The organism is Vreelandella sp. H-I2, from assembly GCF_052959335.1.
In genome coordinates this window covers 122,478-148,367 of record NZ_JBRAMC010000007.1, presented here as the reverse complement: position 1 = coordinate 148,367, position 25,890 = coordinate 122,478, and the positions used below count along the sequence as shown (strand labels likewise).

The 25,890-nt window shown below is 52.4% G+C and carries 21 protein-coding genes; 17 read left to right on the top strand and 4 right to left on the bottom strand.

What is annotated here, in order from left to right; all coding sequences use genetic code 11:
- The first annotated feature begins 101 nt into the window (after window positions 1–101).
- The 11 genes from ACUVOF_RS17530 (at window position 102) to lipB (ending at window position 10,787) form a co-directional block, all read left to right on the top strand.
- Window positions 102–1,409 (top strand): glutamate-5-semialdehyde dehydrogenase, encoded by a 1,308-nt coding sequence (locus tag ACUVOF_RS17530; RefSeq protein WP_447045549.1) that lies wholly within the window; start codon window positions 102–104, stop codon window positions 1,407–1,409.
- Between the two features lie 9 nt (window positions 1,410–1,418).
- The gene (gene nadD / locus ACUVOF_RS17525) at window positions 1,419–2,078 is read left to right on the top strand and encodes a nicotinate-nucleotide adenylyltransferase (RefSeq protein ID WP_447045548.1); all 660 of its coding nucleotides are present in this window, start codon (window positions 1,419–1,421) and stop codon (window positions 2,076–2,078) included.
- Window positions 2,079–2,156: 78 nt separating this feature from the next.
- Entirely contained in the window at window positions 2,157–2,543 is a 387-nt protein-coding gene (gene rsfS, locus ACUVOF_RS17520; RefSeq protein WP_447045547.1) for a ribosome silencing factor, read from the top strand.
- Window positions 2,540–3,007, top strand: coding sequence for a 23S rRNA (pseudouridine(1915)-N(3))-methyltransferase RlmH (gene rlmH, locus ACUVOF_RS17515; RefSeq protein WP_447045546.1), 468 nt, complete (start codon window positions 2,540–2,542; stop codon window positions 3,005–3,007). The genes rsfS and rlmH overlap by 4 nt, the downstream gene beginning before the upstream one ends.
- Window positions 3,008–3,091: 84 nt before the next feature.
- Window positions 3,092–4,999: a penicillin-binding protein 2 gene (gene mrdA / locus ACUVOF_RS17510; RefSeq protein WP_447045545.1), complete on the top strand. Its 1,908-nt coding sequence runs from the start codon at window positions 3,092–3,094 to the stop codon at window positions 4,997–4,999.
- 3 nt (window positions 5,000–5,002) lie between these two features.
- Complete coding sequence (rodA, locus tag ACUVOF_RS17505; protein WP_447045544.1) at window positions 5,003–6,163, top strand: rod shape-determining protein RodA; 1,161 nt, start codon at window positions 5,003–5,005, stop codon at window positions 6,161–6,163.
- Window positions 6,164–6,317: 154 nt separating this feature from the next.
- On the top strand, window positions 6,318–7,379 hold the full coding sequence (gene mltB / locus ACUVOF_RS17500) for a lytic murein transglycosylase B (protein ID WP_447045543.1): 1,062 nt from the start codon (window positions 6,318–6,320) through the stop codon (window positions 7,377–7,379).
- Window positions 7,376–8,461, top strand: coding sequence for a septal ring lytic transglycosylase RlpA family protein (locus tag ACUVOF_RS17495; RefSeq protein WP_447045542.1), 1,086 nt, complete (start codon window positions 7,376–7,378; stop codon window positions 8,459–8,461). Before mltB ends, ACUVOF_RS17495 begins: the two co-directional genes overlap by 4 nt.
- 97 nt (window positions 8,462–8,558) lie before the next feature.
- A complete protein-coding gene (locus ACUVOF_RS17490) occupies window positions 8,559–9,758 on the top strand; it encodes a D-alanyl-D-alanine carboxypeptidase family protein (RefSeq protein WP_447045540.1) in 1,200 nt (399 codons plus the stop codon).
- Window positions 9,759–9,810: 52 nt separating this feature from the next.
- Window positions 9,811–10,122, top strand: coding sequence for an HP0495 family protein (locus ACUVOF_RS17485; protein WP_113269596.1), 312 nt, complete (start codon window positions 9,811–9,813; stop codon window positions 10,120–10,122).
- 2 nt (window positions 10,123–10,124) lie between these two features.
- Window positions 10,125–10,787 carry a lipoyl(octanoyl) transferase LipB gene (gene lipB / locus ACUVOF_RS17480; protein WP_447045539.1) on the top strand — a complete coding sequence of 221 codons (663 nt, stop codon included), beginning with the start codon at window positions 10,125–10,127 and terminating at the stop codon, window positions 10,785–10,787.
- Between the two features lie 73 nt (window positions 10,788–10,860).
- Here lipB and lipA read toward each other — a convergent pair whose 3' ends face one another.
- A complete protein-coding gene (lipA, locus tag ACUVOF_RS17475; protein ID WP_447045538.1) occupies window positions 10,861–11,919 on the bottom strand; it encodes a lipoyl synthase in 1,059 nt (352 codons plus the stop codon).
- A 169-nt stretch (window positions 11,920–12,088) separates the two neighbouring features.
- Entirely contained in the window at window positions 12,089–13,075 is a 987-nt protein-coding gene (locus ACUVOF_RS17470) for a LysR family transcriptional regulator (protein WP_447045537.1), read from the bottom strand.
- Window positions 13,076–13,334: 259 nt separating this feature from the next.
- Between ACUVOF_RS17470 and ACUVOF_RS17465 the strand changes: the two genes are divergently transcribed.
- From ACUVOF_RS17465 to ACUVOF_RS17440, 6 genes are all read left to right on the top strand, one after another.
- Window positions 13,335–15,788 carry a DUF3141 domain-containing protein gene (locus tag ACUVOF_RS17465; RefSeq protein WP_447045536.1) on the top strand — a complete coding sequence of 818 codons (2,454 nt, stop codon included), beginning with the start codon at window positions 13,335–13,337 and terminating at the stop codon, window positions 15,786–15,788.
- Window positions 15,789–16,079: 291 nt separating this feature from the next.
- Window positions 16,080–18,707 carry a type I DNA topoisomerase gene (gene topA, locus ACUVOF_RS17460; protein WP_447045535.1) on the top strand — a complete coding sequence of 876 codons (2,628 nt, stop codon included), beginning with the start codon at window positions 16,080–16,082 and terminating at the stop codon, window positions 18,705–18,707.
- Window positions 18,704–19,165: a DUF6586 family protein gene (locus tag ACUVOF_RS17455; RefSeq protein ID WP_447045534.1), complete on the top strand. Its 462-nt coding sequence runs from the start codon at window positions 18,704–18,706 to the stop codon at window positions 19,163–19,165. Before topA ends, ACUVOF_RS17455 begins: the two co-directional genes overlap by 4 nt.
- Window positions 19,166–19,214: 49 nt before the next feature.
- Window positions 19,215–19,679: a 2-hydroxyacyl-CoA dehydratase gene (locus ACUVOF_RS17450; protein ID WP_447045533.1), complete on the top strand. Its 465-nt coding sequence runs from the start codon at window positions 19,215–19,217 to the stop codon at window positions 19,677–19,679.
- A 106-nt stretch (window positions 19,680–19,785) separates the two neighbouring features.
- The gene (locus ACUVOF_RS17445) at window positions 19,786–20,415 is read left to right on the top strand and encodes a L,D-transpeptidase family protein (RefSeq protein ID WP_447045532.1); all 630 of its coding nucleotides are present in this window, start codon (window positions 19,786–19,788) and stop codon (window positions 20,413–20,415) included.
- Window positions 20,416–20,627: 212 nt separating this feature from the next.
- Window positions 20,628–20,891 (top strand): Lpp/OprI family alanine-zipper lipoprotein, encoded by a 264-nt coding sequence (locus tag ACUVOF_RS17440; RefSeq protein ID WP_447045531.1) that lies wholly within the window; start codon window positions 20,628–20,630, stop codon window positions 20,889–20,891.
- Window positions 20,892–21,054: 163 nt separating this feature from the next.
- Here the strand turns inward: ACUVOF_RS17440 and ACUVOF_RS17435 are convergent, their stop codons facing one another.
- Window positions 21,055–22,167 (bottom strand): L,D-transpeptidase family protein, encoded by a 1,113-nt coding sequence (locus ACUVOF_RS17435; RefSeq protein ID WP_447045530.1) that lies wholly within the window; start codon window positions 22,165–22,167, stop codon window positions 21,055–21,057.
- An 81-nt stretch (window positions 22,168–22,248) separates the two neighbouring features.
- A complete protein-coding gene (gene mfd, locus ACUVOF_RS17430; protein WP_447045683.1) occupies window positions 22,249–25,698 on the bottom strand; it encodes a transcription-repair coupling factor in 3,450 nt (1,149 codons plus the stop codon).
- Window positions 25,699–25,890: the final 192 nt, after the last annotated feature.

Here is a 25,890-nt window from a genome sequence, read left to right as displayed (position 1 = left end):
GTCAAAGCCTATCTGCTCGGGCACCGTATAGTTGGAATGCCTTTAAAAAGTAACGATTGAATACCTTAAACTTAGTATGCGCGACGACGCACGGAGACAGCATGAGTGTTTCGACACCGTTCCAAGACGAAGCCCATCAGCACTTATCAGCCGGTAATGTGCCCGCCTATATGCAGGCATTGGGACAGGCGGCACGTCGCGCCGCCAGCGAACTGCGCCGGGCGGATACAGGATTGAAAAACCGTACACTGTTGGCCATTGCGCAGCGTTTGGCAGAAGCGCGGGCGCGCATACTGAACGCCAACGATGAAGATTTACAACGGGGTCGCGAGAATGGTTTGGACAGTGCATTGCTCGACCGTTTAGCTCTCAGCGATGCGCGTATTGACGCAATGATTGAAGGTTTGCAGCAGGTAGCTGGCTTGCCGGACCCCGTGGGCGAGATTGGCGATATGCGCTATCGGCCTAGCGGTATTCAAGTGGGTAAAATGCGTGTACCACTGGGCGTGATCGGCATTATTTATGAGTCGCGTCCGAATGTGACATTGGAAGCTGCCAGTCTGTGTTTGAAATCGGGCAACGCCTGCATTTTACGCGGCGGGTCGGAAGCCAGTGCATCAAATGCAGCCATTAGTAGCTGTATTCAAGCGGGGCTTGCCGATGTGGGGCTGCCTGAAGGTAGTGTCCAAGTGGTGGCCACCACCGACCGAGCGGCGGTGGGGGAATTAATCAGTATGCCGGAATATGTTGATGTCATTATTCCGCGGGGCGGTAAGTCACTTATAGAGCGTATATCGCGTGACGCACGGGTGCCGGTCATTAAGCACCTTGATGGTGTTTGCCATGTTTATATCGATACCACCGCCGACCCTGCCAAAGCGTTAGCCATCGCTGTCAATGCAAAAACGCATCGTTACGGTACCTGCAATACAATGGAAACACTGCTGATCGACGCACCGATTGCGGATCTATTGTTACCTGAACTGGTTCGCGCTTATGCCGTACATGATGTGGAATTGCGTGGCTGTCAGCGTACTCAAGCACTCCTACCCCAGGTGACGGCAGCGGTAGAGGCGGATTGGTATGCTGAGTATTTGGCGCCTGTGCTGGCGATCAAAGTTGTCGAGGGCATCGATGAAGCCATTGCCCATATCGAACAATATGGCTCTCATCATACGGATGCGATTGTTACCCAGGATTACTCATTGGCGCGGCGCTTCATGGCGGAAGTCGACTCCAGCTCCGTGATCGTTAATGCGTCTACCCGTTTTGCAGATGGTTTTGAGTACGGGCTGGGCGCAGAAATTGGGATTTCAACCGACAAACTTCATGCCCGTGGGCCTGTAGGGCTTGAGGGACTAACCACTCAAAAGTATGTCGTGTTTGGTGATGGCCAGGTGCGCGAATAAGGGGGTGGTATGAGTCAGTCAGGGCAACGTATCGGTATGTTAGGCGGCACTTTTGACCCTGTACATCTAGGTCATTTGCGCAGCGCGCTAGAAGTGCATGAAGCGCTGTCGTTAGATCGGCTGCATATGATACTCGCTCAACAGCCGCCATTACGCGGCCAACCTCAGGTCTCAGCACAACAACGATTGGCGCTTTTAAAAGCGGGTATTGGCGACACGCCTGGGCTGGTCGCAGATGATCGTGAACTGAAGCGGGAAGGCCCCTCGTATAGCGCCGATACGCTTGCCGAATTGCGGGCTGAATACGGTTATCAGTCCCGTCTAGTGATGGTCATCGGCTTTGATGCCTTCTTACGTCTAACGCAATGGCACCAGCCTGAACGCCTGTTTGAGCTCGCTCATCTGGTAGTGATTGCCAGGCCTGACTACAACGATCCGCTACCAGTATCGTTAATGGAACTGGTGGAGCATCGTAGAGTCGATAGTGTAGAAAAGTTGATGCAGCGGCCCTGTGGGGGCTATTTGCCGCTGCAACTGCCATCGCAAATGACGATTTCTGCAACCTACATTCGTCAGTGTTTGGTAGAGAAGAAAAGTGTGCGCTATTTAGTGCCAGCCCCCGTCGAAGAGGCCATTGAGTACGGTAGACTCTATCAACAGCGCGATTAGCGCTGGCAGTCATCAAAGAAGCCGTTACAATGGCCGGCTTTATCGACCGATTACCCAATGAGGTTGTCTTTAGGAGTCATGCACATCGATACATTGAAAAATTTAGCGGTTGACGCGCTAGAAGAACTGAAAGCACGTGACATTACCCAATTGGATGTTGCCAAACTAACTGAGGTTACCGACCTCATGCTGATTGCCAGCGGCACTTCGACACGTCATGTGGCCGCGCTGGCACAAAATGTAGTAGAAAAAGCTAAAGCCGCAGGGCTTGGTCCTTTAGGCGTGGAGGGTGGCGATAACGCTGATTGGGTGCTGGTTGACCTGGGTGATGTGGTGGTGCACATCATGATGCCCGAGGCCCGGACTCTCTACGACTTAGAGCGGCTATGGGCCGATCTGCCGAGTGATTCGGGTTCTATTGGAGAGTCGCTTGAGCGTTTTCAAGAGCGAGCCAGCATGTCATGAGGATCCGGCTGTTAGCGGTGGGAAGCAAAATGCCATCTTGGGTTGAAGAGGGCGTCGAAACTTACCGCAAGCGGCTGCCGAGAGATTTCAACCTTGAGATAGAAGAAATAGCGCTCGGCCAGCGGGGTAAAAATGCAGATATCGCAAAAGCGCGCGCCCAAGAGGCGCAGCGTATTCGCGATAAGCTGCGTGGCGACGAATATGTGGTGGCGTTGGAAGTCAAGGGCAAGCCATGGACAACGGAGCAGCTGGCTCAGGAAGCTGATGCCTGGCGAATGGCTGGGCGAGAGGTCGTGTTGCTTGTCGGCGGACCCGATGGTCTTGAACCTTCGCTTTCGGCGATGGCCAATACAAAGTGGTCGATCTCACCGCTGACGCTGCCTCATCCGCTAGTACGAATTATGCTGGCTGAGCAGCTTTACCGTGCCTGGACACTACTGGTAGGTCATCCTTATCACCGCTAATGGCTGAATGGTGAGTAATCACTGTTTGCGGCCTGTTGCGCCCTTTGTTTGATTTAATTGTTTGATTTGAGAGTCATTGTTGCCATGCTCAAGCGCCCCAATACGCTAAAAAACTCTGAACAAGAATTGCGTATTTTTCGTGTTAGAGCGCTGCTCGCCGTTTTAGTCGTGTTAACTCTTGCAAGCCTGTTGATGGGACGCCTCGTCTATTTACAAATCGTCCAACATGATATGTATAGCACGCGCTCCGAAAATAACCGGGTTCGTGTTGAGCCGCTACCCCCTAACCGTGGGTTGATCTATGACCGTAATGGCGTGCTATTGGCTGAAAACCGCCCAACGTACAACCTAACGCTCGTCCGTGAGCGTGTCGATAACCTGGATGAAACGCTAGCGCTACTGGTAGAGCTGCTTGAGCTACCTGAAGAAGAGATTGAGGCGTTCAATGTTCGATCACGCCAACGCCAGCGCCCCTTCCAGCCTGCTCTGCTGACCAGCGACTTAAGCGAAGACCAGATTGCCCGCTTGGCGGTTAATCGCCATCGCTTGCCTGGTGTTGAGATAGAAGCCCAGCCACTGCGATTTTATCCCGATGCAGAAATAATGGCACACGCTCTGGGCTATGTTGGTCGTATCAACGCCGAAGAGTTGGAAGCACTGGATGCGGGACGCTATGCAGGTACCCACTTTATCGGTAAAACGGGGATTGAGCGGTTTTACGAAGAGGAGCTGCACGGTCAGGCAGGCTTGCGTAAAGTAGAAACTAATGCCCGTGGCCGGGTATTGCGTGAGCTTGATCGAACCGATCCTGTGCCAGGGGAGAACTTGACCCTAACGTTGGATAAGTCGCTTCAGATGTTAGCCTATGAGCTACTTAATGGTCGCCGCGGCTCTATTGTGGCCATTGTGCCTGCAACAGGCGAGATCCTTGCCATGGTGTCGACACCTGGGTTCGACAGTAACCAGTTTGTCACCGGGATTGACGTTGCTTCTTATCGTGGGTTGCAGGAAGATCTTGATCTGCCTCTCTTTAATCGTGCTATTCGCGGCCACTACCCCCCCGGTTCTACGATTAAGCCTTTTCTGGCCTTGGCCGGTTTGGTCGAAGGGGTGATCACTCCTGATAGCACGATTAATGACCCTGGGTATTATCAACTTCCTAACGACTCCCGCCGCTACCGCAACTGGTTGCGCTGGGGGCATGGTCGTGTCGATATGGAACGCTCTCTCGCCGTTTCCAATAACACTTACTATTACACCTTGGCGCATGATTTAGGCATTGATAATTTACATGACCGGATGAGCAATTTTGGTTTTGGCCAGCGCGTGGCCCATGACGTGCAAGGTGAGAGCAACGCTTTGATGCCTTCTCGCGATTGGAAGCGCGGGCGCTTTAACCAGCCGTGGTACCCTGGTGAAACGCTTTCAGTGGGTATTGGACAGGGGTATTGGCAAGTGACACCTCTTCAGCTTGCTAGTGCCACTGCGACGTTGGCAAATCGCGGCCATTGGGTGAAACCCAGGTTGGCCCGTCAGATTGGCGATACCCCCGTGCCACAAGACCTGCCGGATACGCTGGATGATATTCAGCTAGCCAACGATAACTGGTGGGATAGGGTGTTCAGCGGTATGGAGAAAGTAATCAGCGGTAGTGAAGGCACTGCCCGTAGAACTGGCGTGGGCCTTGAATACCGTATGGGGGGCAAATCAGGCACCGCACAAGTATTTTCATTGGGCCAGGACCAGCGCTACAACGCTGACGAGTTAGCGGAGCGCCTTCGCGACCATGCTTTATTTATGGCCTTTGCACCGTTAGAAGACCCTCAAATTGCCGTATCCGTCATTGTCGAGAATGCCGGGGGCGGCAGTACCCATGCTGCCCACTTAGCACGTGCCATGACCGATGCTTGGCTGTTGAAAGATGACGCCCCCGATGCAGAGGAAGTGCGTGAAGTGCTTGAGGAAGATAATGCCAATGTGGAGGGTAACTAAACCATGCCTTGGCAGTATATAACTCGTTCCATGCGTGGTTATCCTGTACGCCCGCCCGAAAGCGGAATCGCCCGGCGTAAAAGTATCTGGGAAAGAATCCATCTCGACCCCTGGTTGCTTGGCTTGCTTCTATTATTGATGAGTAGCGGTTTGATCGTTCTTTACAGCGCTTCAGGGCAATCCATGGACGCCGTCATTGCTCAAAGCGTGCGTTTTTGCATCGCATTGGTAGGGATGGTGATTATCGCTCAATTCTCACCTTCTACTTTTTTACGTTTTGCTCCGCTAGCCTATGGCGTCGGCGTTGCCATGCTGATTGCCGTTGATGTGGTGGGTGATGTTGGCATGGGGGCCAAACGCTGGCTTGAGATTCCTGGCGTGATACGCTTTCAACCATCGGAAATGATGAAGCTGGCAGCCCCGTTAATGGTAGCGGCCTATCTTAACCGCTGTGAGCTGCCGCCGCGGCTGCGCGACATTGTAGTGTGCGGAATTATTATCGGCGTACCCGTTGTATTAACAGCGATCCAGCCTGATTTGGGTACATCATTGTTAGTATCCAGTGCTGCCCTAATTGTGGTTCTGCTAGCGGGTTTATCATGGCGTTTGATCGGTTTCATTGCGGCACTGGGAGCTGCGGGCGTGCCCGTGCTCTGGATGAACATGCACAATTACCAGCGTCAGCGGGTGTTGACGTTTTTAAACCCTGAAAGCGACCCGCTTGGTTCGGGTTGGAACATTATTCAATCCACCACCGCCATTGGTAGCGGTGGGCTATGGGGGAAAGGTTGGCTGCAAGGTACCCAGTCCCAACTAGAGTTCTTGCCGGAGCGGCATACGGATTTCATTATTGCTGTCTTGGGTGAAGAGTTTGGTTTGGTGGGAATGTTGGCGTTGCTGTTCCTGTATCTATTAATTGTGAGCCGCGGCTTATGGATGGCAAGTGCTGCTCAAGATACGTTTGGGCGTTTAGTCGCGGGTAGTATTATTTTAACCTTTTTTATCTATGTGTTTGTCAACATGGGGATGGTGAGTGGCATTCTACCTGTGGTGGGAGTGCCGTTGCCGTTGGTTAGTTTTGGTGGCACCTCCAGCGTGACCTTATTAGCGGGTTTCGGTATTCTCATGTCCATACATGCCCATCGTCGGTTGCTATCCCGCTAGTTGAAATTTGGCCAGTTCGACGCGTGAGCTGCTCATAAATGTAAGCTTCAGGAATGAATAGTTCCGGAATGGATGGTTTGAGTGTGGATAGTTCTGGAATTTAGAGTTCTGGAATTAATAGTTCTGGAATTTATTGTTCGCGAGTGGAGAGCCAATGAGCAAGGTTCAAGGAAAGACGAGCAGCTTTATGCTAGCAACGTTGATGTGCTGGGTAGCGCCAATGGTATTGGCCGGTGAGCCTTCTCAGGGTAGTCAACACGCCGCTTCCCAGCACTTTGCGCCCCAGCAGAATGCTGAAAGCCAAGCGTTGATGAAAGAGCTGATGGAAGAAGGGCTGCCACAAGCGTGGTTAGAAGAAGCCTTGGGGCAGGCGAATTATACCCAGAGTGTGCTAGATGCTATGGAAGGGGCTGCTGAGCGGCGTCTAAAGTGGCATGAGTACCGCGCGATTTTCCTAACCCAGCAGCGCATTGAAGAAGGCGTTGAGTTTATCGATGAGCATGCTGATGCCCTGGCGCGAGCCGAAGCCACTTATGGTGTGCCCGAGGAAGTTATTACCGCCATTATTGGCGTAGAAACTTATTATGGTCGGCATAAAGGCCAGCATCGTGTGCTAGATTCGCTAGCCACCCTGGCTTTTCATCATCCGGCCAGAGGCACTTTTTTTCGTGGTGAGCTAGCAGCGTTTTTACAAATAGCCTACGAGCAGCAAGTTGATCCCACTGAGTTACGCGGCTCTTATGCGGGCGCTATGGGGTATCCGCAATTTATTCCCACCAGTTATCAAGCCTATGCCGTGGATTTTGATGACGATGGGCGCCGCGATCTTTGGGAAAATCCGGTCGATGCTATTGGCAGTGTCGCCAATTATTTTGCCGAGCACCGCTGGCAGCCGGGCGCTGATATTTACCATCAAGCCAGTGGTCCAGCTGTATTGCCGGTAGAGCTAATGCAAGAACTCTCGTTTAACCAAACGTCACCGCCTGAGGTGAGTGTTGCTGAGCTTGAGGCGCACGGGTTTGAGCCGCGCAAGCAGCTCGATGATAATTTATTGGTCGTACCGTTAGCGCTTGAATACGCCGATGGACAGACCCAATACCGGTTTGGTGAGTACAATTTTTACGTGATTACCCGCTACAACCACAGCCACCTTTATGCTATGGCCATAGCTGAGTTGGCAGAAGCGATTGCCGAGCTGAACAAGGACGAGACATGAATAGCAAACTTTCCAAGTCCCGTTTTGCGAAGCCCCGTTTTACAAAGCCCTGTTTTGCAAAGCTGTGGTTGAAAAGCTCCCCGGTCACAGTGTCCCAGCGGGCAGGTGGCTTGCTCGCCTTGCTTACGCTGGTCAGTGGCTGTGCCAGTCACGAAACTCAGCGAGTGGATGCGCCCAGTGCTGCCAGCCAATCGGCTCATGCTGCTTCTCAGGCGGGCGGCACCAGCGGTGGTCGCTATGCCATGAGTGGTGATGCCTACCCAGTTGAGCCGCCGGATGTTACCAAAGTGCCTGACGCAGAACCGCGCATTGAGCAACCATCCCGAGCAGGCAATCGTTCTAGCTATGAAGTGTGGGGTAAAACCTATCACGTGCTGCCTGATGCAACTGGCTATGAGAAGCGCGGTACAGCCTCTTGGTATGGCGAAAAATTTCATGGCTACGCAACGTCTAACGGTGAGATCTACGACATGTATAAAATGTCGGCGGCGCATCGTTCGCTACCGTTACCTACCTTCGCACGGATTACTAGTTTGGATAATGGGCGGTCAGTGATTGTCAGGGTAAACGATCGTGGCCCCTTTCATAGTGATCGTGAAATCGATCTCTCCTACGCAGCTGCGGCAAGGCTTGGGTTCCTCGATAATGGTACTGGCTCCGTCAAAGTGGAAGCGATAAATCCCGAGCAGTGGTTGGCCGAGCGCGGCAAGGGCGGTAACGACACTGGGCAGGCAAGAGCACCTGAAAGAGCACCTGAAGCTCCCAGTGATGCTTCAAATGCCTCTCCCGCACTTGCTGGGCAAGCGCAGGGTACGCAAGTGCCTGCTTCACAACCATTGCACTCGCCCAGCCAGGGTAAGGTAGACGATGCGGTTTATCTCCAGATTGCGGCATTAGGCAATCCAGAAGGTGCCCAGCAGTTACAGCAACGTTTGCAAACTGAACAGCCACACGCAGTGCGGATTATGAGTGACGCTGACGTGTATCGCGTTCAAGTGGGGCCCATTACGCCGGGGCAAGAGTCCCAGGCTCGCGAAACACTGCGTCAAGCAGGGTTCCCCCAGGTCTTTGTTGTGCGATAATCCCTCCCCTATTTATTCCTTGTGGCGCGTCTTACGCGCCGCCCTGTTTTAAAAATAAGCTTTGCTAGTAAGCTTTCAAGTAAGTGAGACTGACGTTATGAACGTGTTTACATCCATTGGTCGCTCTGCGCGCCTGTGCCTTTTTGCTGCGATGGCGACGGTTGCCGTCCCTGCCTCTGCTCAGGTCATTCCGCAGCCGCAGACAATTATTCCTTCTCCTCCCCAGTTAGCGGCGAGTTCTTGGATACTCATGGATGCTAACAGCGGGCGAATTTTGGCAGAGCATAATTCAGATGAGCGACTTCCGCCTGCGAGCCTGACCAAGCTGATGACTGCCTATTTGGTTGAGCGCGAGCTGGATCGCGGTACGATCAATTTGACCGATATGATTAACATTAGTGAGAACGCATGGCGTACAGGCGGCTCAAAAATGTTTATTGAAGTGGGCGATCAAGTCTCGGTAGATGATCTGCTCCACGGTATCATTATTGTTTCTGGTAACGATGCCAGTGTCGCCATGGCAGAGCATTTAGCGGGTGGTGAAGCGCCGTTTGCAGATCTAATGAATCAGCATGCAACGCGTTTGGGCATGAATAATACTAACTTCCAGAACGCCACCGGCTTGCCGGGCGAGAATCATTACTCGACGGCCCATGACATGGCGCGTCTATCCCAGCACATCATTAATGATTACCCCGATCACTACGAAATATACTCGCAGCGTACTTTTTCTTACGGCGGTATTGATCAGCCTAACCGTAACCGCCTGCTGTGGCGTGACCCCTCAGTAGATGGCCTGAAAACGGGCTGGACAACAGAAGCGGGTTTCTGCTTGGTGTCGTCGGCTAAGCGCGATGATATGCGCTTGATTTCCGTCGTAATGGGCACTAATTCTGACGAGGCTCGCGCTCAGGAAACTCAAAAGCTGCTCAGCTATGGTTTCCGTTTTTTCGAGACGATGAAACTGTATGAACGGGGTGCCGTATTGGCAACGCCGCGTGTTTGGGGGGGCGATATTAACGAGCTGCGAGTTGGTGTGGACGAAGAAGTCTTTATGACACTGCCACGCAACCGCAATGAAGAATTGCGCGCACGCCTTAACCTTAACTCAGACTTACAGGCGCCGATTGCTATTGGCGATGAAGTCGGCACGCTGGAAGTTCACTTGGGTGAAGAAGTGGTCGGTGAGCGTCGTCTAGTGGCGTTGGAAAACATTGAAGAGGGCGGTCTCTTCAAGCGCCTGTTTGATCAGGTGCAGCGTTTCTTTAGTGGTCTGGTTAGTCGCTTTACCGATTAACCTTTGCGTAAGACGAGACCGGTGATTTTGTATCTGTAACGATGGGTTTGCTATGAAAAAAGGTACTCCTCAGGGACTGCGCGATTTACGCCAACCAGCGGCTCAAGAACCCCCTAAAATCACTTTTCCCTGTGATTACTCGTTAAAAGTCGTCGGTGATGCCGCCGAGGACTTTCCGGCTTGTGTGTGTCAGGTGATTGTCCGCCACGCGCCCGACTTTGACGCCACAACAATGCAAGTGGTAGATAGCCGAAAAGGACGTTTCCAGTCGGTTCGTGTGGTGATTAGGGCGACCGGAGAGCAGCATATTAAAGCGCTTTTTGATGACCTCAAGGCCACCGGTCGTGTTCATATGGTGGTGTAATCGTGGACGATACCACGCCGATTAGGCTGCATGATTTGGGGCGCCAAGCGTATTTGCCAGTTTGGGAGGCGATGCGCGCACTGACCGATACGCGCGATGCGCAAACACCGGATCAATTCTGGTTAGTAGAGCATGAACCGGTGTTTACCCAAGGGCAGGCTGGCAAGCCAGAACATTTACTGCTGCCTGGTGATATTCCGGTCGTGCACACCGACCGGGGCGGGCAAGTTACTTATCACGGACCTGGACAAGTCGTGCTATACCCATTGCTGGACGTGCGGCGAGGTAAAATTGGTGTGCGTGATTTAGTCACTGCGCTTGAGAACGCGGTGATTGATGTTTTAAGCAATTATGGCGTTAGCGCTCGTGCGCGTCCTGATGCACCCGGTGTCTACGTTACAACAGCGTCAGGTGAGGCGAAAATTGCCTCCCTCGGACTACGTATACGGCGTGGTGCGAGCTTCCATGGGGTGGCGTTAAATGTAGATGGTGACTTGGCGCCTTTTTCTCGCATTAACCCTTGCGGCTATGCCGGTATGCCTATGGCAAGGCTGGCCGATTTCGTGTCTCTATCAAGCGATCATGGGGTAGGGCGGCAATTGGCTGACGCGTTAGCCGTACAGCTAAAACGCGGCTTGGTCAGTATTGATAGCTCGCCATTATAAAGATTGCATTGTGCTCTCATAGAGCACAATTTTTCTTATCTCAATAGCGGCAAGCCATCTGCCGATAAATTTTTTAGCCGACGTTCAACGCGGGAATAAGGTTTGGATCTACAGCTTGGTCCTGTCCCGGAATAGCTGCCGGTGAGGCTAGGCCCAAGTTGTTTTTCTCGAATACACGGTCAGCGCGGTAACTGGAGCGCACTAGTGGGCCAGAAGGTACTTCCATAAAGCCTTTGCCCAAGCCAATGACCCGATAGCGATCGAATTCTTCCGGTGTCACCCAGCGCTCTACCGCCAAGTGATTTTTGGTCGGGCGCAGATACTGGCCAAGTGTCACAATATCCACACCAATTTCACGAAGATCATCAAACGTTTGTAGGATCTCTTCATCCGTTTCACCCAATCCCAGCATCAGGCTGGTTTTGGTGATGATATCAGGACGGTAGCGTTTCGCATGGGCAAGCACATCAAGTGTTTTGCGATAACCTGCCCGCCGGTCACGCACACGGCCTGTTAGACGTTCGACCGTTTCCACATTTTGGGCAAATACTTCCAGACCAGAATCGACAACACGCTCGACAGCCGCGAGTTCACCATCAAAGTCAGGCGTTAGGGCCTCAACGACGACTTCCGGCGTGCGGGCTTTAATGGCACGAATGCAGTTAGCGTAGTGCGTTGCGCCGCCATCATCGAGATCGTCACGATCTACTGAGGTGAGCACAATGTAGCGAAGCCCCATTAACTCCACCGATTTTGCGGTATTTTCAGGCTCCTCATGATCTAGCCAGCCCTTAGGGTTGCCGGTGTCCACCGCACAGAAACGACAGGCGCGGGTACATACCGAGCCCATCAGCATGATCGTTGCTGTGCCGTTGCTCCAGCATTCGCCCATATTGGGGCAATGAGATTCTGCGCAAACGGTGCTTAGTCGGTGGGTAGCGACGTTTTTCTTGACCGCCTCAAAGCGCTCCCCTCCGGGGATCTGGGCTCGCAGCCATTTGGGCTTGCGTTCAAGTGAAGGGGCTTCTGCCTGCGCTTTGCGCTGCTTCATGCCATCCTTGATCGCCGCCGTGCCATGTTCGTTACGGTATTTTTCACCACTAGACACGCGCTGCGAGGGGTTATTGCTCATAGGGACAGAGCCTCTCTTTTGTGCGGTAGGCCGGGTTCGTAAGCGGGTGGAAAACCCCTATATGGCCTGCCGACTGATAGGTGGTACGACCAATATTTTATCGTGCTAATAGTGACTAATATAACATATCTCGCTGTCAACGGGACACACCGTGGGACATCGCAGCACCCTAGGGTACAAGCATGGGGAGGCAGGCGACACCGTGGCTGGGTAGCGGGCTGGAAGGCGCTTGAAAATGGCGGCGGTAGTCGGGTAAATGCTCACGGATAAAACTCAGGAAGAGCTCAGCAACCGGCGTAGGAAGCCGTTCGCGGGTGTATACAGTGCACCAGGAACGGTGGATAGGGAAGTCAGGCAATCCCAGCTCAAAAAGTAACCCTTGCTCAAGTTCAAGCTGTACCGCCAAGCGTGGTAGTACCGCGACACCTAAGTGCGCCATTACACCGCCTTTAATCGCCTCATTGGTCCCTAGTTCAATACAGTGGGATAACGCGACCTGCTGATTGGCAGCCATTTGCTCAAAGGCGTTACGTACACCAGAACCGGGCTCACGCATAAGGACATAGTGACGGGCGAAGTCTGCCAGCGAGGGTTCGGGCATTGAAAGCAGCGGGTGCTCCGGCCAGACAACAGCGATTAGTTCGTTATCAAGGATCGGCATTACCACTAAGCGGTCGTCTTCAGGGACCATTGCCATAATGACAAGATCGTCTTGCTGTTCAGACAATCTTTCAAGTGCCTGGCTACGGTTACATACCTTCAGTCGAACGTGTACATCTGGATAATGCGCACGGAAACGGGCGAGCAGGTAAGGCACTACATATTGGGCCGAGGACACCGCTGCGATATTAAGTTCGCCGCTCATTTTGCCGTTAATATCGGATAGGTTCATTTGCAGGCGTGACAGTTGCCCAAAAATTTCTCTTGTCGAATGGGCGAGGGTATCGGCAGCAGGGAGTGAATGGAGCGTTTTGCCTGCGTATCTAAACAATGGCTGCCCTAGCGTCAGCTCAAGTTGGCGCATTTGTGCACTTACCGCTGGTTGGGTAAGCCCCAATTGCTCAGCCGCGCGTGAGTATGAGCGTTGACGGTGCACCGCCTGGAAAACCTGTAGTTGCCGAAATGTGAGGCGATTGAGCAGGTTAGGGGACGACATAGCAACCTCATGGTGAGCACTATTTACTGGCGATAGGAGAAATAACAACATCAGGCGTCATCGCCAGGGCAACGCATGCTATCACCGAATTTTTAACACTGCTTAAAATGGACTCTATTAATTGTATATTTGGTAATTTTCAGGGTTAAAGATCGACGCCATGCGCGTAGTGGCCTAAACTATATTGCATTGCAGCATCGTTTTGCAGAATCATTGTTTTCGGGTCTGAGGCCGGTGCATCAACCCAATGGGAGAACCTATGAATTTTCTTGCCAACCCACTCGCCAATAGTATGTTTCCTGCTAGCGCTTTTGCTGGTGAATGGCTGGAGCAACAAAATGGTTCCACAAGCGCACCAGGTAGTGAAGCGCTCGCTTCTTTTTTCGATCCCTTCGGGTTTGGTCGCGCGGCGTTTGGTTATTGGCGCGATAGTGTAGAGCGAAGTGTTTTGTATTGGGATGTTATGCGCGAGCGTGGCAACCAGTACCTTGAACATATGGAGCAAACCAAGCCCAATGTGTTGGGGTTTAATACCGAAGTGCTGGTGGATGGACGGACGCTACCGCGGCCAACCAACTATGAGTTACTACGCGTGCTACCTCACGAAGGGACTGAAATCGATCTTCAAAAACGTCCTTTTGTCGTAGTCGATCCGCGCGCGGGGCATGGGCCAGGGATTGGTGGATTTAAACCTGACAGCGAGTTGGGTGTGGCTCTCAAAGCAGGGCACCCCTGCTACTTCATTGGCTTTTTGCCATTTCCTGAGCCGGGCCAAACGGTAGAGGATGTGGTTGAGTCGGAAATAGCGTTTCTTCGTCACGTCATTGAGCTACATCCCGAGACCACCGAAAAGCCGATGGTGGTGGGCAATTGCCAGGCGGGCTGGCAACTAATGATGGCCGCAGCCCTAGAACCGGAAGTGTTTGGTCCTATTCTGATTGCCGGTGCACCGCTCTCTTACTGGGCCGGCGAACACGGCAAAGCGCCTATGCGTTATACCGGTGGTATGACGGGAGGAAGCTGGGTTACCGCGCTCACTACGGATATTGGTAATGGTCTGTTTGATGGTGCCTGGTTGGTTCAGAACTTTGAGCGTCTTAACCCAGCCAATACGTATTGGAAAAAGCAGTATCATCTTTATGACAATATCGACACAGAAGCGGGCCGCTACCTTGAGTTCGAGCGCTGGTGGGGCGGTCACGTTGTACTAGGCGGTGAAGAGATTCAATACATTGTCGATAACTTATTCATTGGCAATCGTCTCTCTACGGCACAACTGGTGACCAGTGATGGGCGTCGAATTGATCTTCGCAATGTACGTTCCCCTGTTGTGGTGTTCTGCTCGCGTGGTGATGACATTACGCCACCGCCTCAAGCGTTGGGTTGGATCCGTGATTTATACGAAGATGTAGACGATATCATTGCTCATGACCAGACCATCGTCTATTGCCAGCACGATACGACTGGCCATTTAGGTATTTTTGTATCGGGAAGTGTTTCGCGTAAAGAACATACCGAGTTCACCGCGAACATGGATTACATTGATGTATTACCGCCAGGCTTATACGAAACGGCGATAACGCCTGCCGAGGAAGGCGAAGACCCTGAACTGTACGAGCGTGAATACCTGCTTGAATTCATGTCACGTGATTTCACTGAGCTGGATAGCGCCGTCAAGCACAAGCCCGAGGATGATCGTCGTTTTGCTACCGTGGCCCGTATTTCAGAAATTAATCTAGGGATGTATCGGCTGTTTATACAGCCCTGGCTAAAAGCCACAATGACTCCCGAGGCGGCTCGCTTGATTCGTCGCATGCACCCGATCCGCCTGGGTTACAAATTGCTCTCTGATCGCAACCCCCTTTCCGTTCCGTTACCGGTCATGGCGGATGCAGTGCGCAAAAATCGCCACCCGGTGTCACAGGACAATCTGTTTAAAGCGTTTGAAAACATGGGGTCTGACCAATTGGTCGCTAGTCTCAATGCGATGCGTGATCTGCGCGATAGCAGTACCGAAAAAATGTTCATGGATATCTATGGCCAGCCGCTATTACAAGCCGCCGTAGGCCTTTACGGAGATGCACATGTACATCGCCGTCGTCCTGGAGCTGAACCTGAACATCGTCGCTTTGTTGAGCAGCGTCAAGAAGCATTACGTGAAAAAATCGCTCATGGCAGTGCCCATGAAGCGGTCATGCGTTCGCTCATTTATGTAATGGGCGGTGCTCCGGCGACAGATGAGCGTAACTTCAAACGTCTGCGCGCCTCGCGTGCTGAGCTTGAGCCTGGCATTGAGCTGAGCGAGTTTAAGCGCTTAGTACGTGAGCAGTTCTTTATCTTAAAATTGGATCGTGAAGCAGCATTGAGTTCACTGCCTAATCTGCTGGCTGGAAAAAGCAACGACGATATTGACGGCTATATTAGCCATCTTGAGCATGTATTCGCCGCCAGTGGTGAGCTTTCAGAGCATGCTGCTGAGCGCTTTGCTCAAATTAAAGCACTGTTTAACAAGGCAAGGCCCAGAAAAGCCGAGGCGATTGCTAAACCCAAAGGCGCCAAGGAAGAAGCAACGGCAGCGGCTACGCCTTCACCAGCGGCAGAAGAACCAAAGCCGACATCGGATAACGCTAGCAAATCGGGCTCTGAATCATCTGAATCAACAGCTAAGCCCAAGCGTGCTGCTGAGCGTCGAAAGACACCGCGTGACCGCTAAAACAATGCTTTAGCTTACAGCGCCCCCGCCTATTTGGTGGGGGCGTTTTGTTTGTCTTAGTACTTTTTGGGTTGCTGTAATGCTGGTGGCAGTCTAGTGTCTAGCTACTCTTTATCTGAAATCTAAGGAAACTCTCTGCTACTTGGTTGCTACTAGCGCTTAGCCAAAGGCTGGGGTAGGGTAGGCGCATTTTTTCATCCGTATCTTTTTTATAGACTGGTTCATTCCAGCGATACGGCACCGAATTCAGAGCACGCGCAGACAGTCCGTGCATTAGGAAAGTGGAGCACTATGGGCAAGTCACTGGTCATCGTCGAGTCGCCGGCTAAAGCGAAGACGATTAATAAATATCTCGGCAACGATTTCATCGTCAAGTCGAGCGTGGGTCACATTCGTGACCTGCCGACCAGCGGCTCAGGTAAGGCAGCCTCCGACCCTAAGGAGCGCGCGCGCCAGGCCGCAGCGACACGCAAGATGTCGGCGGAAGAGAAAGCAGAATATAAAAAGCGTAAAAGCCAAGATCAGCTAATTCGGCGGATGGGGATTGACCCCGATAATGGCTGGGAAGCTCGCTATGAGGTGCTGCCCGGAAAAGAAAAGGTCGTGGCCGAGCTACAAAAGTTGGCTGAGAAAGCCGACGCTGTCTATCTCGCAACGGATTTGGACCGCGAAGGGGAAGCCATTGCTTGGCACCTGCGCGAGACTATCGGTGGTGACGACAGCCGCTACAAGCGCGTGGTGTTTAATGAAATCACCAAAAACGCTATTCAGGATGCGTTCAAGGCGCCTGGTGCGCTGAATATACCCCGCGTAGAAGCACAGCAGGCGCGACGTTTTCTGGATCGTGTGGTGGGCTTTATGCTCTCGCCCCTATTATGGGCGAAAGTAGCGCGTGGGCTGTCAGCGGGCCGTGTGCAGTCAGTCGCGGTTCGGTTGATTGTCGAGCGTGAGCGTGAAATTCGTGCCTTTATCCCCGAGGAGTTTTGGGATGTACACGCGGATTTAGCCTCACCAGAAGGGGAGCTGGTGCGTTTTGCCCTGGTTCGTCAGGATGGCAAAGCCTTTAAGCCCACCTCCGAAAAAGACACTCTGGCGCGTATTGAACAGCTTAGAAAAGTCAAGCTGGCGATTACCTCACGGGAAGACAAGCCCACCAGTTCAAAGCCCACGGCACCCTTTATCACCTCGACGTTGCAGCAGGCGGCGAGTGGCCGGTTAGGCTTTTCTGTCAAGAAAACCATGACCATGGCCCAGCGCCTTTATGAGGCGGGCTACATCACCTATATGCGCACCGACTCCACCAATCTTTCGAAAGATGCAGTAGAAAGCGTGCGTAGTTACATTGGTGATGAGTTCGGTAAGCGCTATCTGCCAGAAGCGCCTAATCGTTACAGTAGCAAAGAGAGCGCCCAAGAGGCTCACGAAGCCATTCGTCCGTCTAGCGTTGAGCGTAAAGCGTCGGATCTGGCCGGTATGGAACGCGATGCAGAACGCCTTTATGAGCTGATCTGGCGTCAGTTTGTGGCTTGTCAGATGACTCCCGCTGAGTATTTGTCTAGTACGCTCACCGTCGAGGTCGATGGTTATGAGTTGCGTGCTAAAGGCCGCGTGCTGAAATTTGATGGTTATACCCGGGTGATGAAACCCAGCGGTAAAAATGAAGACCAGAGCTTGCCTGATTTGCCTCAAGGCACTTCCATGGCGCTGGAGGCGCTCGACCCTCAACAGCATTTTACTAAACCCGCACCGCGTTACACTGAAGCAAGCCTAGTTAAAGAACTCGAAAAGCAGGGGATTGGTCGCCCCTCCACCTACGCATCAATCATCTCCACGATCCAGGATCGCGGTTACGTAAAGTTGGAAAATCGCCGTTTTTATGCGGAGAAACTGGGCGACATCGTTACTGAGCGGTTGAAGGAGTCCTTCCCTGATTTAATGGACTTTTCGTTCACTGCTCGTATGGAAGATAGTCTGGATGAAGTCGCAGAAGGTGAGCGTAACTGGCAGGCCTTGCTAGATGCTTTCTATGGTGAGTTCCGTGACGAGCTTGCTAAAGCTGAAAGCGACGATGGCATGCGTCCCAATCAGCCGGTGCCCACCAATATCGATTGCCCAAAGTGTGGCCGCCATATGCAAATTCGCACGGCTTCTACAGGCGTGTTCTTGGGCTGTAGCGGCTATAATTTGCCACCCAAGGAGCGTTGCAAAACCACTATTGACTTGATTCCCGGTGAAGAGTCGGTAGCCGAAGATGCGGGTGAAGAGGCTGAAACTGATGCACTGCGGGCCAAGCGTCGTTGCCCCAAGTGTGGTACAGCGATGGACAACTACCTGATTGATGAAACTCGCAAGCTGCATATTTGTGGTAACAGCCCCGATTGTGACGGCTACGAAGTGGAAAGCGGCAAATTCAAGATTAAGGGCTACGATGGCCCGGTGATTGAGTGCGATAAGTGCGGCTCTGAAATGCAGTTGAAGTCAGGTCGCTTTGGCAAGTATTTTGGGTGCACCAATAGCGAGTGTAAAAACACACGCAAATTGTTGAGGAGCGGTGAAGTGGCTCCGCCGAAAATGGACCCCATCCCTATGCCGGAGTTGGCCTGTCAAAATGTGGACGACCATTACGTGCTGCGCGATGGGGCAAGCGGCTTATTTTTGGCGGCGAGCAAATTTCCTAAAAATCGCGAAACGCGGCCGCCACTGGTGAAAGAACTGAAAGCGCATGCTGATGAGTTGCCTGAGAAATATCACTTTATTCTCAAAGCGCCCAGTGAAGATCCAGATGGCCGACCCGCTCAAATCCGTTATTCACGTAAGAGCAAAGAGCAGTACGTGATGACAGATGAAGAGGGTAAAGCTACCGGTTGGAAAGCCATGTTTGAAGCCGGTAAATGGCACGTGGAGGATAAGCGTAAGTGAATGCACGGTCTCGAACCAACCAGTTGCTCTATCAGGCGGAGCTACTAGCCACTTCCTCAGTGGGAGAAGATGAGCATACTCCCTCACGTCAGATGGCGTTGGAGGAAGGCGCTTTGGCTCTCTTTGAGCTGGCATTAGAGTCGCTTTTGCGCGAAGTCACCGAACATGCGCGCTTGTCAGAACACCGCTGGAATGTGTTGCTGGCAAGTGATGGCCCGGCCTTGGCAGAGCTGCAGCGCCTGCGCGACTTAAAGGCTGAGCCGGAGAGTTGGTTGAATTGGCTGGCTGGCCAGCTTGAGCGCCTGCATAGTGATGAAGGTGCTGCGCGGCGCGCATCGCATAATCCCGCTATGATTACAGTGGGTGGTCAAGCGAATTTACGTCAACAATTGTTGGATAAGCTTCAGGATGCCAAGCGCGAAATAGAAGCTCTGCGCGAAACCAGCCTAGAGTGGTAAGAGACTTATTGCTCAATGGTCAAGTAAGCACCACGAAAAGGAGATCATGATGCGCTATAACCAAATTAAAGATTTAGTCGAATGGGCGGCAGGTTTTCATGCGCGGATGGCGCGTCAGTACAGTGAGGCCGCTGATAAGGCAGATAATGAGCGCTTAAAAATGGGGTTGGATTACTTAGCTAGCCGCGAATTGCAAATGAAAACGGGGCTTGAAGACCTGTTTAACGACGGTACCGACCATTCTAAGATATTAGAAACGTGGTTCGATGAATCAAGTGAATTTCCTGAGCCGCCCGAATTGGATCGAATAGCAGAGGAAACTGTTTTAGGTTCTCTCGAAGATGCGATGAAAACTGCCACCATCGCCCATGAGCGCTTACAAGCGATGTATGAGCATCGTGCTTTACGTTCGAGAATTAAACCCGAAGCAGAGTTCTTTGATTCGCTAGCCGAAGGGCATAATTCAGAAATACGCCATATGATGGCCAGTATGGAAGAGTTGCAAAGCATTTAATGCCAGAGATGACGAAATCACTAACAGCCGGTATGGGAATAGGGTATAACAGCCTCCAGATGCGCCTAATCGGACTTGTAACGGCCAATTTGTTTCGAGAAATACCATGATTCCTGTAAATCGCCGTCGTTTTTTAGCCATGGCGCTGAGCTGGCCTGCAGTTGCCAGCGCAGCTGTTAATGCACCTAGCCAAGCTGGCCCTTCTGATCTTATCGAAACAATGCTTACTCGCGCTCATTTACCGCGCCATAGTAACGAGCTTTGGGTATTGGTTGATGATAAAGAGGCAACGCTTAGCGTATTTCGTGGAAGTGCGCTGGTTGAGCGTTTTATGCCTATTTCTCTAGGGCGTTCTGGGGCGAAGACCCAGCGGGTTCGCGGTGATAACGTGACCCCAAAGGGTGAGTTTCGTATCAATCGTTTTAATTATCAAAGCCAATGGCGCACTTTTATGGGCATTGATTTTCCAACACCGCCCCATGCACGAATGGCGTTAGAAAAGGGAATTTATTCCCAAGCAGATTATGAAAATTACTTCGATTACTACCGTCGTAACGGACATCCGCCGCAAGATACGGTCCTAGGTGGGGCGATTGGTATCCATGGTCTGGGTAGTGCCGATCCCGATATACATGGGCGTTTTCACTGGACCCAAGGGTGTGTGGCCGTTACTAACGAGCAAATTGACCGCTTAACAGATTTGGTGGGTGTTGGCACCCGGGTAGTGATCCGTTAAGCTATTGCCGTTGAAGGAAGTTCGAGGTTTTAAACAAGTGGCTATAGACAACCGCTGTGGTCTATTATAAAACGGCGTTTGGCTTGCGTGCTTTATGGCACAAGTCATTGTAAAGAACCTGCACCGCAGGTAGACAAATTTAAGCTTAGCTTTTAGTCTTATTTTTGTCATACCCTAAACGTAGTACCCAAGGACGACTCAAGGAGAACATTATGACTTTGAAAACTACTCTGAAGATGACTGCTGCTGCCGCTTCACTGGCAATCCTAGCTGGCTGTGCTTCTACCAGCGCACTGGAAGAAGTTCGCATGACTGCAGAATCTGCACAGGCTGACGCAGCAGAAGCACGCAGCATGGCTTCACAAGCTATGAACACTGCTAATCAAGCACAGCGCGATGCGCAGGCTGCTCTGCAGATGTCTGAGCAGAACCGTGAAGAAATGAGCCGTCAATTCCAGCGTTCCATGCAGAAGTAATTCTGCTTGGGCTATTGAGAATGTCCTAGACTATCTTGGTAGCTGCTGGAGGATGGTGTAGTTAGTATGGCGTAAGTAAGTTAAAATGTTAGGCAAGCTTCTTTTGCCGCTAGCTACGCAAAAAACCCCGCCTCGGCGGGGTTTTTTGTTGCTGCAATTTTGTCTAGGCGTCTTTATCAGCGGCGGGGGTGGCGCTTAGTTCAATCTCATCGATCAGTTCAACGGGTTCAGGTTCGGGTTCAGGTGCCTGAGGCCCATAGAGTGCAACAAATTGGCCGTCCGGCGTTTCGACGGCGCGTTGTATCTGTTCGGCGTCGATTTCAATATCTTCGTCAGTAAGCTCATTGACCCGCTCAATGGCGATGAGCAGTGGCTCAAAGCCTTCCGCGTTTTCTTCCAGTTGAGGAAATGATTGCACGAACAGCGTGCCATCGGCTGTCCAGCCTGCTTTGAATGGAGCGTCTATCAGATTAACTTGAGTGCCACTCGGTAAACGCTCATAAAGCGATTCAATGTCTTCTGGGTACATACGAATACAGCCACGGCTTACGCGCATTCCGACACCATCAGGGCGGTTGGTGCCGTGAATCAAGTAGCTCGGCATGGCCAGCAGGATCGCGTGCTCGCCTAACGGATTGTCAGGGCCGGGCGGTACTACGGAAGGGGCTGGTTCGCCGCGTTCGGCCGCTTCGCGACGCATGGAAGCAGGCGGCGCCCAGGCGGGGTCTTTAACTTTAACCGTGGTGCGAGTTATACCTACGGGTGTGGCGAACTCTTCACGACCTACGCTCACCGGATAAGTTTCGACAATGCCGGGCTTGTCCGCAGGATAATAGTAAAGCCGCAGCTCAGAGAGGTTCACAACAACGCCTTCGCGCGGGGCAGGCGGCAATATGTACTGAGCGGGGATCACTACTTCGGTACCTACACCGGGTACCCATAGGCTGACATCGGGGTTGGCCATGCGGATCTCTTCATAGCCAATATTATGTCGACGGGCGATATCAATCAGTGTTTGCTCGGGGTCTTCGACAACGACGGTATAACGCTTCCCAATCACGTCACCGCTTTCAGGAAGGCGGAAGTGGCCACGGGGCAGTTCATTCTGATCAGACACCTGAACGGCGCTGTCGACGGCGTCGATGCTGATTTCCTGTGCCTGGCTATCGGCTTTCTCGTCAGTCGGTTGCGCAAAAGCGGGGCTCGCTAAGCTTGCGGCTAATAAAACTGCCAAGCTGGTAGGGCCCCAGAGGGTAAAAGTATCGCGTATATTCATGGTCGTTCCTAATATGTTAATCACTGCTGATGCGCGTTGTGAACCATTAAGGCATGGCTAGTGGCAAGTTTGCCCCAAGGTTCACGCCGCCGCTACTTTTTGATTAAGCGTGCTGAGTAAGTTTTCGAGCTGCTGGAAGCGCTTGTCGACACTTTCCATAGGCAATTCAAATCTTAACGTGTCAGAACCGTCTAAACGGTAATGCTTCGGAGATGTCTGAATAAGGGTGACTAGCGTTAAAGGGTCGACTTGGGTGCTGCCATCAAACAGCACCCGCCCACGGGTCTCTCCAGCCTCAATCTTGCTGATGCCTAATTGCTCAGCACGATGGCGAAGCTTGGTTTGGCGAATTAGATTTTTTAGCGGTGCGGGCAGCAATCCAAACCGGTCAATCAGCTCAACCTGCAGCTCTTTAAGCTCACTATCGCTTTGAGTATTGGCAATCCGCTTATACATGACGAGCCGTTGTTGCACATCGTGAATATAATCATTCGGAATCAGTGCTGGCAGATTAAGGCTAATTTCCACGCCGGTATTGAAAGGTGCATCGATGTTAGGTGTTTTACCAGCACGTATGGCTTTCACAGCACGATCCAGCATCTCCATGTAGAGTGTGTAACCGATGGTTTCCATCTGGCCGCTCTGCTCATCACCCAACAGTTCGCCAGCCCCGCGGATTTCCATATCGTGGCTGGCCAAGGTGAAGCCAGCGCCTAAATCATCTGAGGCGCTGATCGCTTCCAGGCGTTTGATAGCATCACGTGTCATGGCTTTGGGGGGGGGCGTTAATAGGTAAGCGTAAGCCTGATGGTGGCTGCGGCCAACGCGACCCCGTAATTGGTGCAGCTGTGCCAGGCCAAACTTATCGGCACGTTCAATAATAATCGTATTGGCGCTAGGTACGTCAATGCCGGTTTCAATAATGGTTGAGCACACCAGCACATTAAAGCGACGGTGGTAGAAGTCTGACATGATACGTTCTAGGCTGCGCTCGGGGAGCTGGCCATGGGCTACCGCCACCCGGGCTTCGGGAATTAATTCTCGGATCTTTTCTGCGCTGTTCTCAATCGTTTTAACCTCGTTATGCAGCACATAGACCTGGCCACCGCGGAGGATTTCACGCAATAATGCTTCTTTAATAATGCTGGTGTCGTGCTGCTGGACGAAGGTTTTGACTGATAGGCGGCGAGCGGGGGGCGTTGCGATAATTGAAAGATCGCGGATACCGCTCATGGCCATATTCAGTGTGCGCGGAATGGGCGTCGCCGTTAATGTCAAAATATCGACTTCAGCGCGCAGTGTTTTAAGCTTCTCTTTTTGTGCCACGCCAAAGCGGTGCTCTTCATCAATGATCAGTAAGCCCATCTTGGGTAGCTCAACGCTCTTGGAGAGCAGTTTATGGGTGCCAATAACGATATCAGTTTGGCCGCTTTTGATGCTCTCCAGTGTTTGGTTGGCGTCTTTTCCGCTGGTAAAGCGGGAGATCAAACCAATGTTGACGGCGGTGTCGGCAAAACGGTCGCGGAAGTTCTCAAAATGCTGGCGTGCCAATAGCGTTGTGGGTACCAGTACTACCACTTGGCGACCGGATTGCACGGCCAGGAAAGCCGCCCGCATGGCGACTTCGGTTTTGCCGAAGCCCACGTCGCCGCAAACAACGCGATCCATTGGCTGTGGCGATGTCATGTCGCTGATAACAGCCTCAATCGCTGCATGCTGGTCGGCGGTCTCTTCAAACGGGAAGTTGCTCGCAAAACGAACATATTCATCGCCTGGCGCTTCGTAGACAACGCCTTGCTGGGCTTCCCGGCGGGCGTAGACATCTAGCAGTTCAGCAGCAGTATCGCGGATCTTCTCCGCGGCTTTGCGGCGGGCTTTTTCCCATTGATCCGAACCAAGTTTGTGTAGCGGCGCCAGTTCGTCATCGGCTCCGCTATAGCGAGAAATGAGGTGCAGGCTATCAACGGGCACATAAAGTTTGGCGCCATCGGCGTAGGAGAGTGCCAGAAACTCACTCGCCTGGCCGCCTGCCTCTAGCGTTTCCAAGCCCAAATAGCGACCCACACCGTGGGCCTGGTGAACCACCGGGGCGCCTTCGCGCAGTTCTGATAGGTGACGAACCGCAAGCTCGTTATCATCGGTGGCTTTTTCGCGCCGACGGCTTTGGCGTACCACATCACCAAACAGCTCGGTTTCGCTAATCACCGCAACGCTGGGGTTGTTCAACCATAGGCCACTATCAACCAAACCTTCAGTAATTGCATAGGTATGCTTGCTGGCTAGAAAGTCGTGAAAGCTATCAATGTGGGGGAGGGCAAGCCCAAGAGGCGCTAATATTTCTTCCAGCGCTTCGCGGCGCCCTCTGGACTCCGCCACAAAAAGCATGCGGGTCTGGTCGTGAGATTTCAGAAACGCAGCTAGTTCGCCTAACGGTTGTTTGGCGCGGGCATTGATAGATAGCGTGGGAAGCGGCAAAGCTTCGGGATGTTGGGCATGGCGCTGTTCGCTATCGTCGGTCAGTTCTATGCGCGGCCGGGCTTTAATTGCCGAAAATACATCATTAACAGGAAAAAATGCCCGATGCGGAGGCAGGAGGGGGCGGGTTGGGTCAACGCCTAAATTAACGTAGCGGGCATCAATTGACCGCCAGTGCTGCTCGGCCGCATCAAAAACGCCCGGCAGAAGTGCCACCCGGGTATCATCGGTCAGGTGATCAAACAGCGAGGCGGTTTGATCAAAAAACAACGGTAAGTAATGTTCGAGGCCCGGCGATGGAATGCCTTTTAGCGCATCGTTGTAAAGTGGGCACTGGCGCGGATCGACATCAAACAGGGTTTCAAACTGTTCACGAAAACAGGCGATAGCGCTGCGGCTCAGCGAGTATTCGTGGGCAGGCAATAATTCCAATGCATCCAGTTTATCTGTCGAGCGCTGACTGCCTGGATCGAAATGGCGCAGCGTGTCAATTTCATCATCAAACAGGTCGATGCGAATCGGCTCATCCATACCCATCGCAAACAGGTCGATCAGCGCGCCGCGCATGGCGTATTCGCCGGGTTCGTATACCGTTTCAACGGCGCGGTAGCCCGCCCTGGAAAGTGATTCACGAAATGCTTCACGATTTAAACGCTCGCCGGTTTTCAGCGTCATTACCCGGCCAGCGATATATTCAACCGGTGGTAATCGTTGCATCAACGTATTGATGGGCACCAAAACAATACCGCGAACGCCATCCTGTAGTTGACGCAGCGTGCGTAGCCTTGCTGAAACAATATCCTGGTGTGGGGAGAAACTATCGTAAGGCAGTGTTTCCCAGTCGGGAAAGGGTAAAACCGGCACATCGCTATAAAAGTAGAGATCTTGTTCCAGGCGCTGTGCACTGGCCGTACTGGGGGTGATCACTAAGAGGGGAGCATGAGCCGCAACGCGGGAAAGTGCCAGCACAGTCGCACTGCCCGGCGGCGCTGTCCAGTAAAGTGTGTCGCGTGTCCCTTGAGGCTGGGGCGGTTCGAGCAAAGAGAAGGTCGGCATAAGCAAGATATCGTTTTTGCGCTGAAACGGAAAACAGATCATACACGATCACCCGTTTCAGTTAGAGTGCCGCGGCTTAAGGTAGCGGCTGAATCTTTTAGGATCGTTCTTTTTTGTAGTGAGATCGACGATTCTGTAATACCCCTACATGTTGTGCGACTATCCATTCATTGCGACCACTGCGCTTGCCCC

Bases quoted from the DNA above. Each gene is read 5' to 3' on its own strand.
- ACUVOF_RS17445 (WP_447045532.1), top strand. From the start codon at position 19,786: ATGATTCCTGTAAATCGCCGTCGTTTTTTAGCCATGGCGCTGAGCTGG.
- lipA (WP_447045538.1), bottom strand. From the start codon at position 11,919: ATGAGCAATAACCCCTCGCAGCGCGTGTCTAGTGGTGAAAAATACCGT.
- mrdA (WP_447045545.1), top strand. From the start codon at position 3,092: ATGCTCAAGCGCCCCAATACGCTAAAAAACTCTGAACAAGAATTGCGT.
- rsfS (WP_447045547.1), top strand. From the start codon at position 2,157: ATGCACATCGATACATTGAAAAATTTAGCGGTTGACGCGCTAGAAGAA.
- ACUVOF_RS17450 (WP_447045533.1), top strand. From the start codon at position 19,215: ATGCGCTATAACCAAATTAAAGATTTAGTCGAATGGGCGGCAGGTTTT.
- nadD (WP_447045548.1), top strand. From the start codon at position 1,419: ATGAGTCAGTCAGGGCAACGTATCGGTATGTTAGGCGGCACTTTTGAC.
- ACUVOF_RS17435 (WP_447045530.1), bottom strand. From the start codon at position 22,167: ATGAATATACGCGATACTTTTACCCTCTGGGGCCCTACCAGCTTGGCA.
- ACUVOF_RS17470 (WP_447045537.1), bottom strand. From the start codon at position 13,075: ATGTCGTCCCCTAACCTGCTCAATCGCCTCACATTTCGGCAACTACAG.
- topA (WP_447045535.1), top strand. From the start codon at position 16,080: ATGGGCAAGTCACTGGTCATCGTCGAGTCGCCGGCTAAAGCGAAGACG.
- ACUVOF_RS17530 (WP_447045549.1), top strand. From the start codon at position 102: ATGAGTGTTTCGACACCGTTCCAAGACGAAGCCCATCAGCACTTATCA.
- ACUVOF_RS17495 (WP_447045542.1), top strand. From the start codon at position 7,376: ATGAATAGCAAACTTTCCAAGTCCCGTTTTGCGAAGCCCCGTTTTACA.
- mltB (WP_447045543.1), top strand. From the start codon at position 6,318: ATGAGCAAGGTTCAAGGAAAGACGAGCAGCTTTATGCTAGCAACGTTG.
- ACUVOF_RS17440 (WP_447045531.1), top strand. From the start codon at position 20,628: ATGACTTTGAAAACTACTCTGAAGATGACTGCTGCTGCCGCTTCACTG.
- rodA (WP_447045544.1), top strand. From the start codon at position 5,003: ATGCCTTGGCAGTATATAACTCGTTCCATGCGTGGTTATCCTGTACGC.
- ACUVOF_RS17490 (WP_447045540.1), top strand. From the start codon at position 8,559: ATGAACGTGTTTACATCCATTGGTCGCTCTGCGCGCCTGTGCCTTTTT.
- ACUVOF_RS17465 (WP_447045536.1), top strand. From the start codon at position 13,335: ATGAATTTTCTTGCCAACCCACTCGCCAATAGTATGTTTCCTGCTAGC.
- ACUVOF_RS17485 (WP_113269596.1), top strand. From the start codon at position 9,811: ATGAAAAAAGGTACTCCTCAGGGACTGCGCGATTTACGCCAACCAGCG.
- mfd (WP_447045683.1), bottom strand. From the start codon at position 25,698: ATGCCGACCTTCTCTTTGCTCGAACCGCCCCAGCCTCAAGGGACACGC.
- rlmH (WP_447045546.1), top strand. From the start codon at position 2,540: ATGAGGATCCGGCTGTTAGCGGTGGGAAGCAAAATGCCATCTTGGGTT.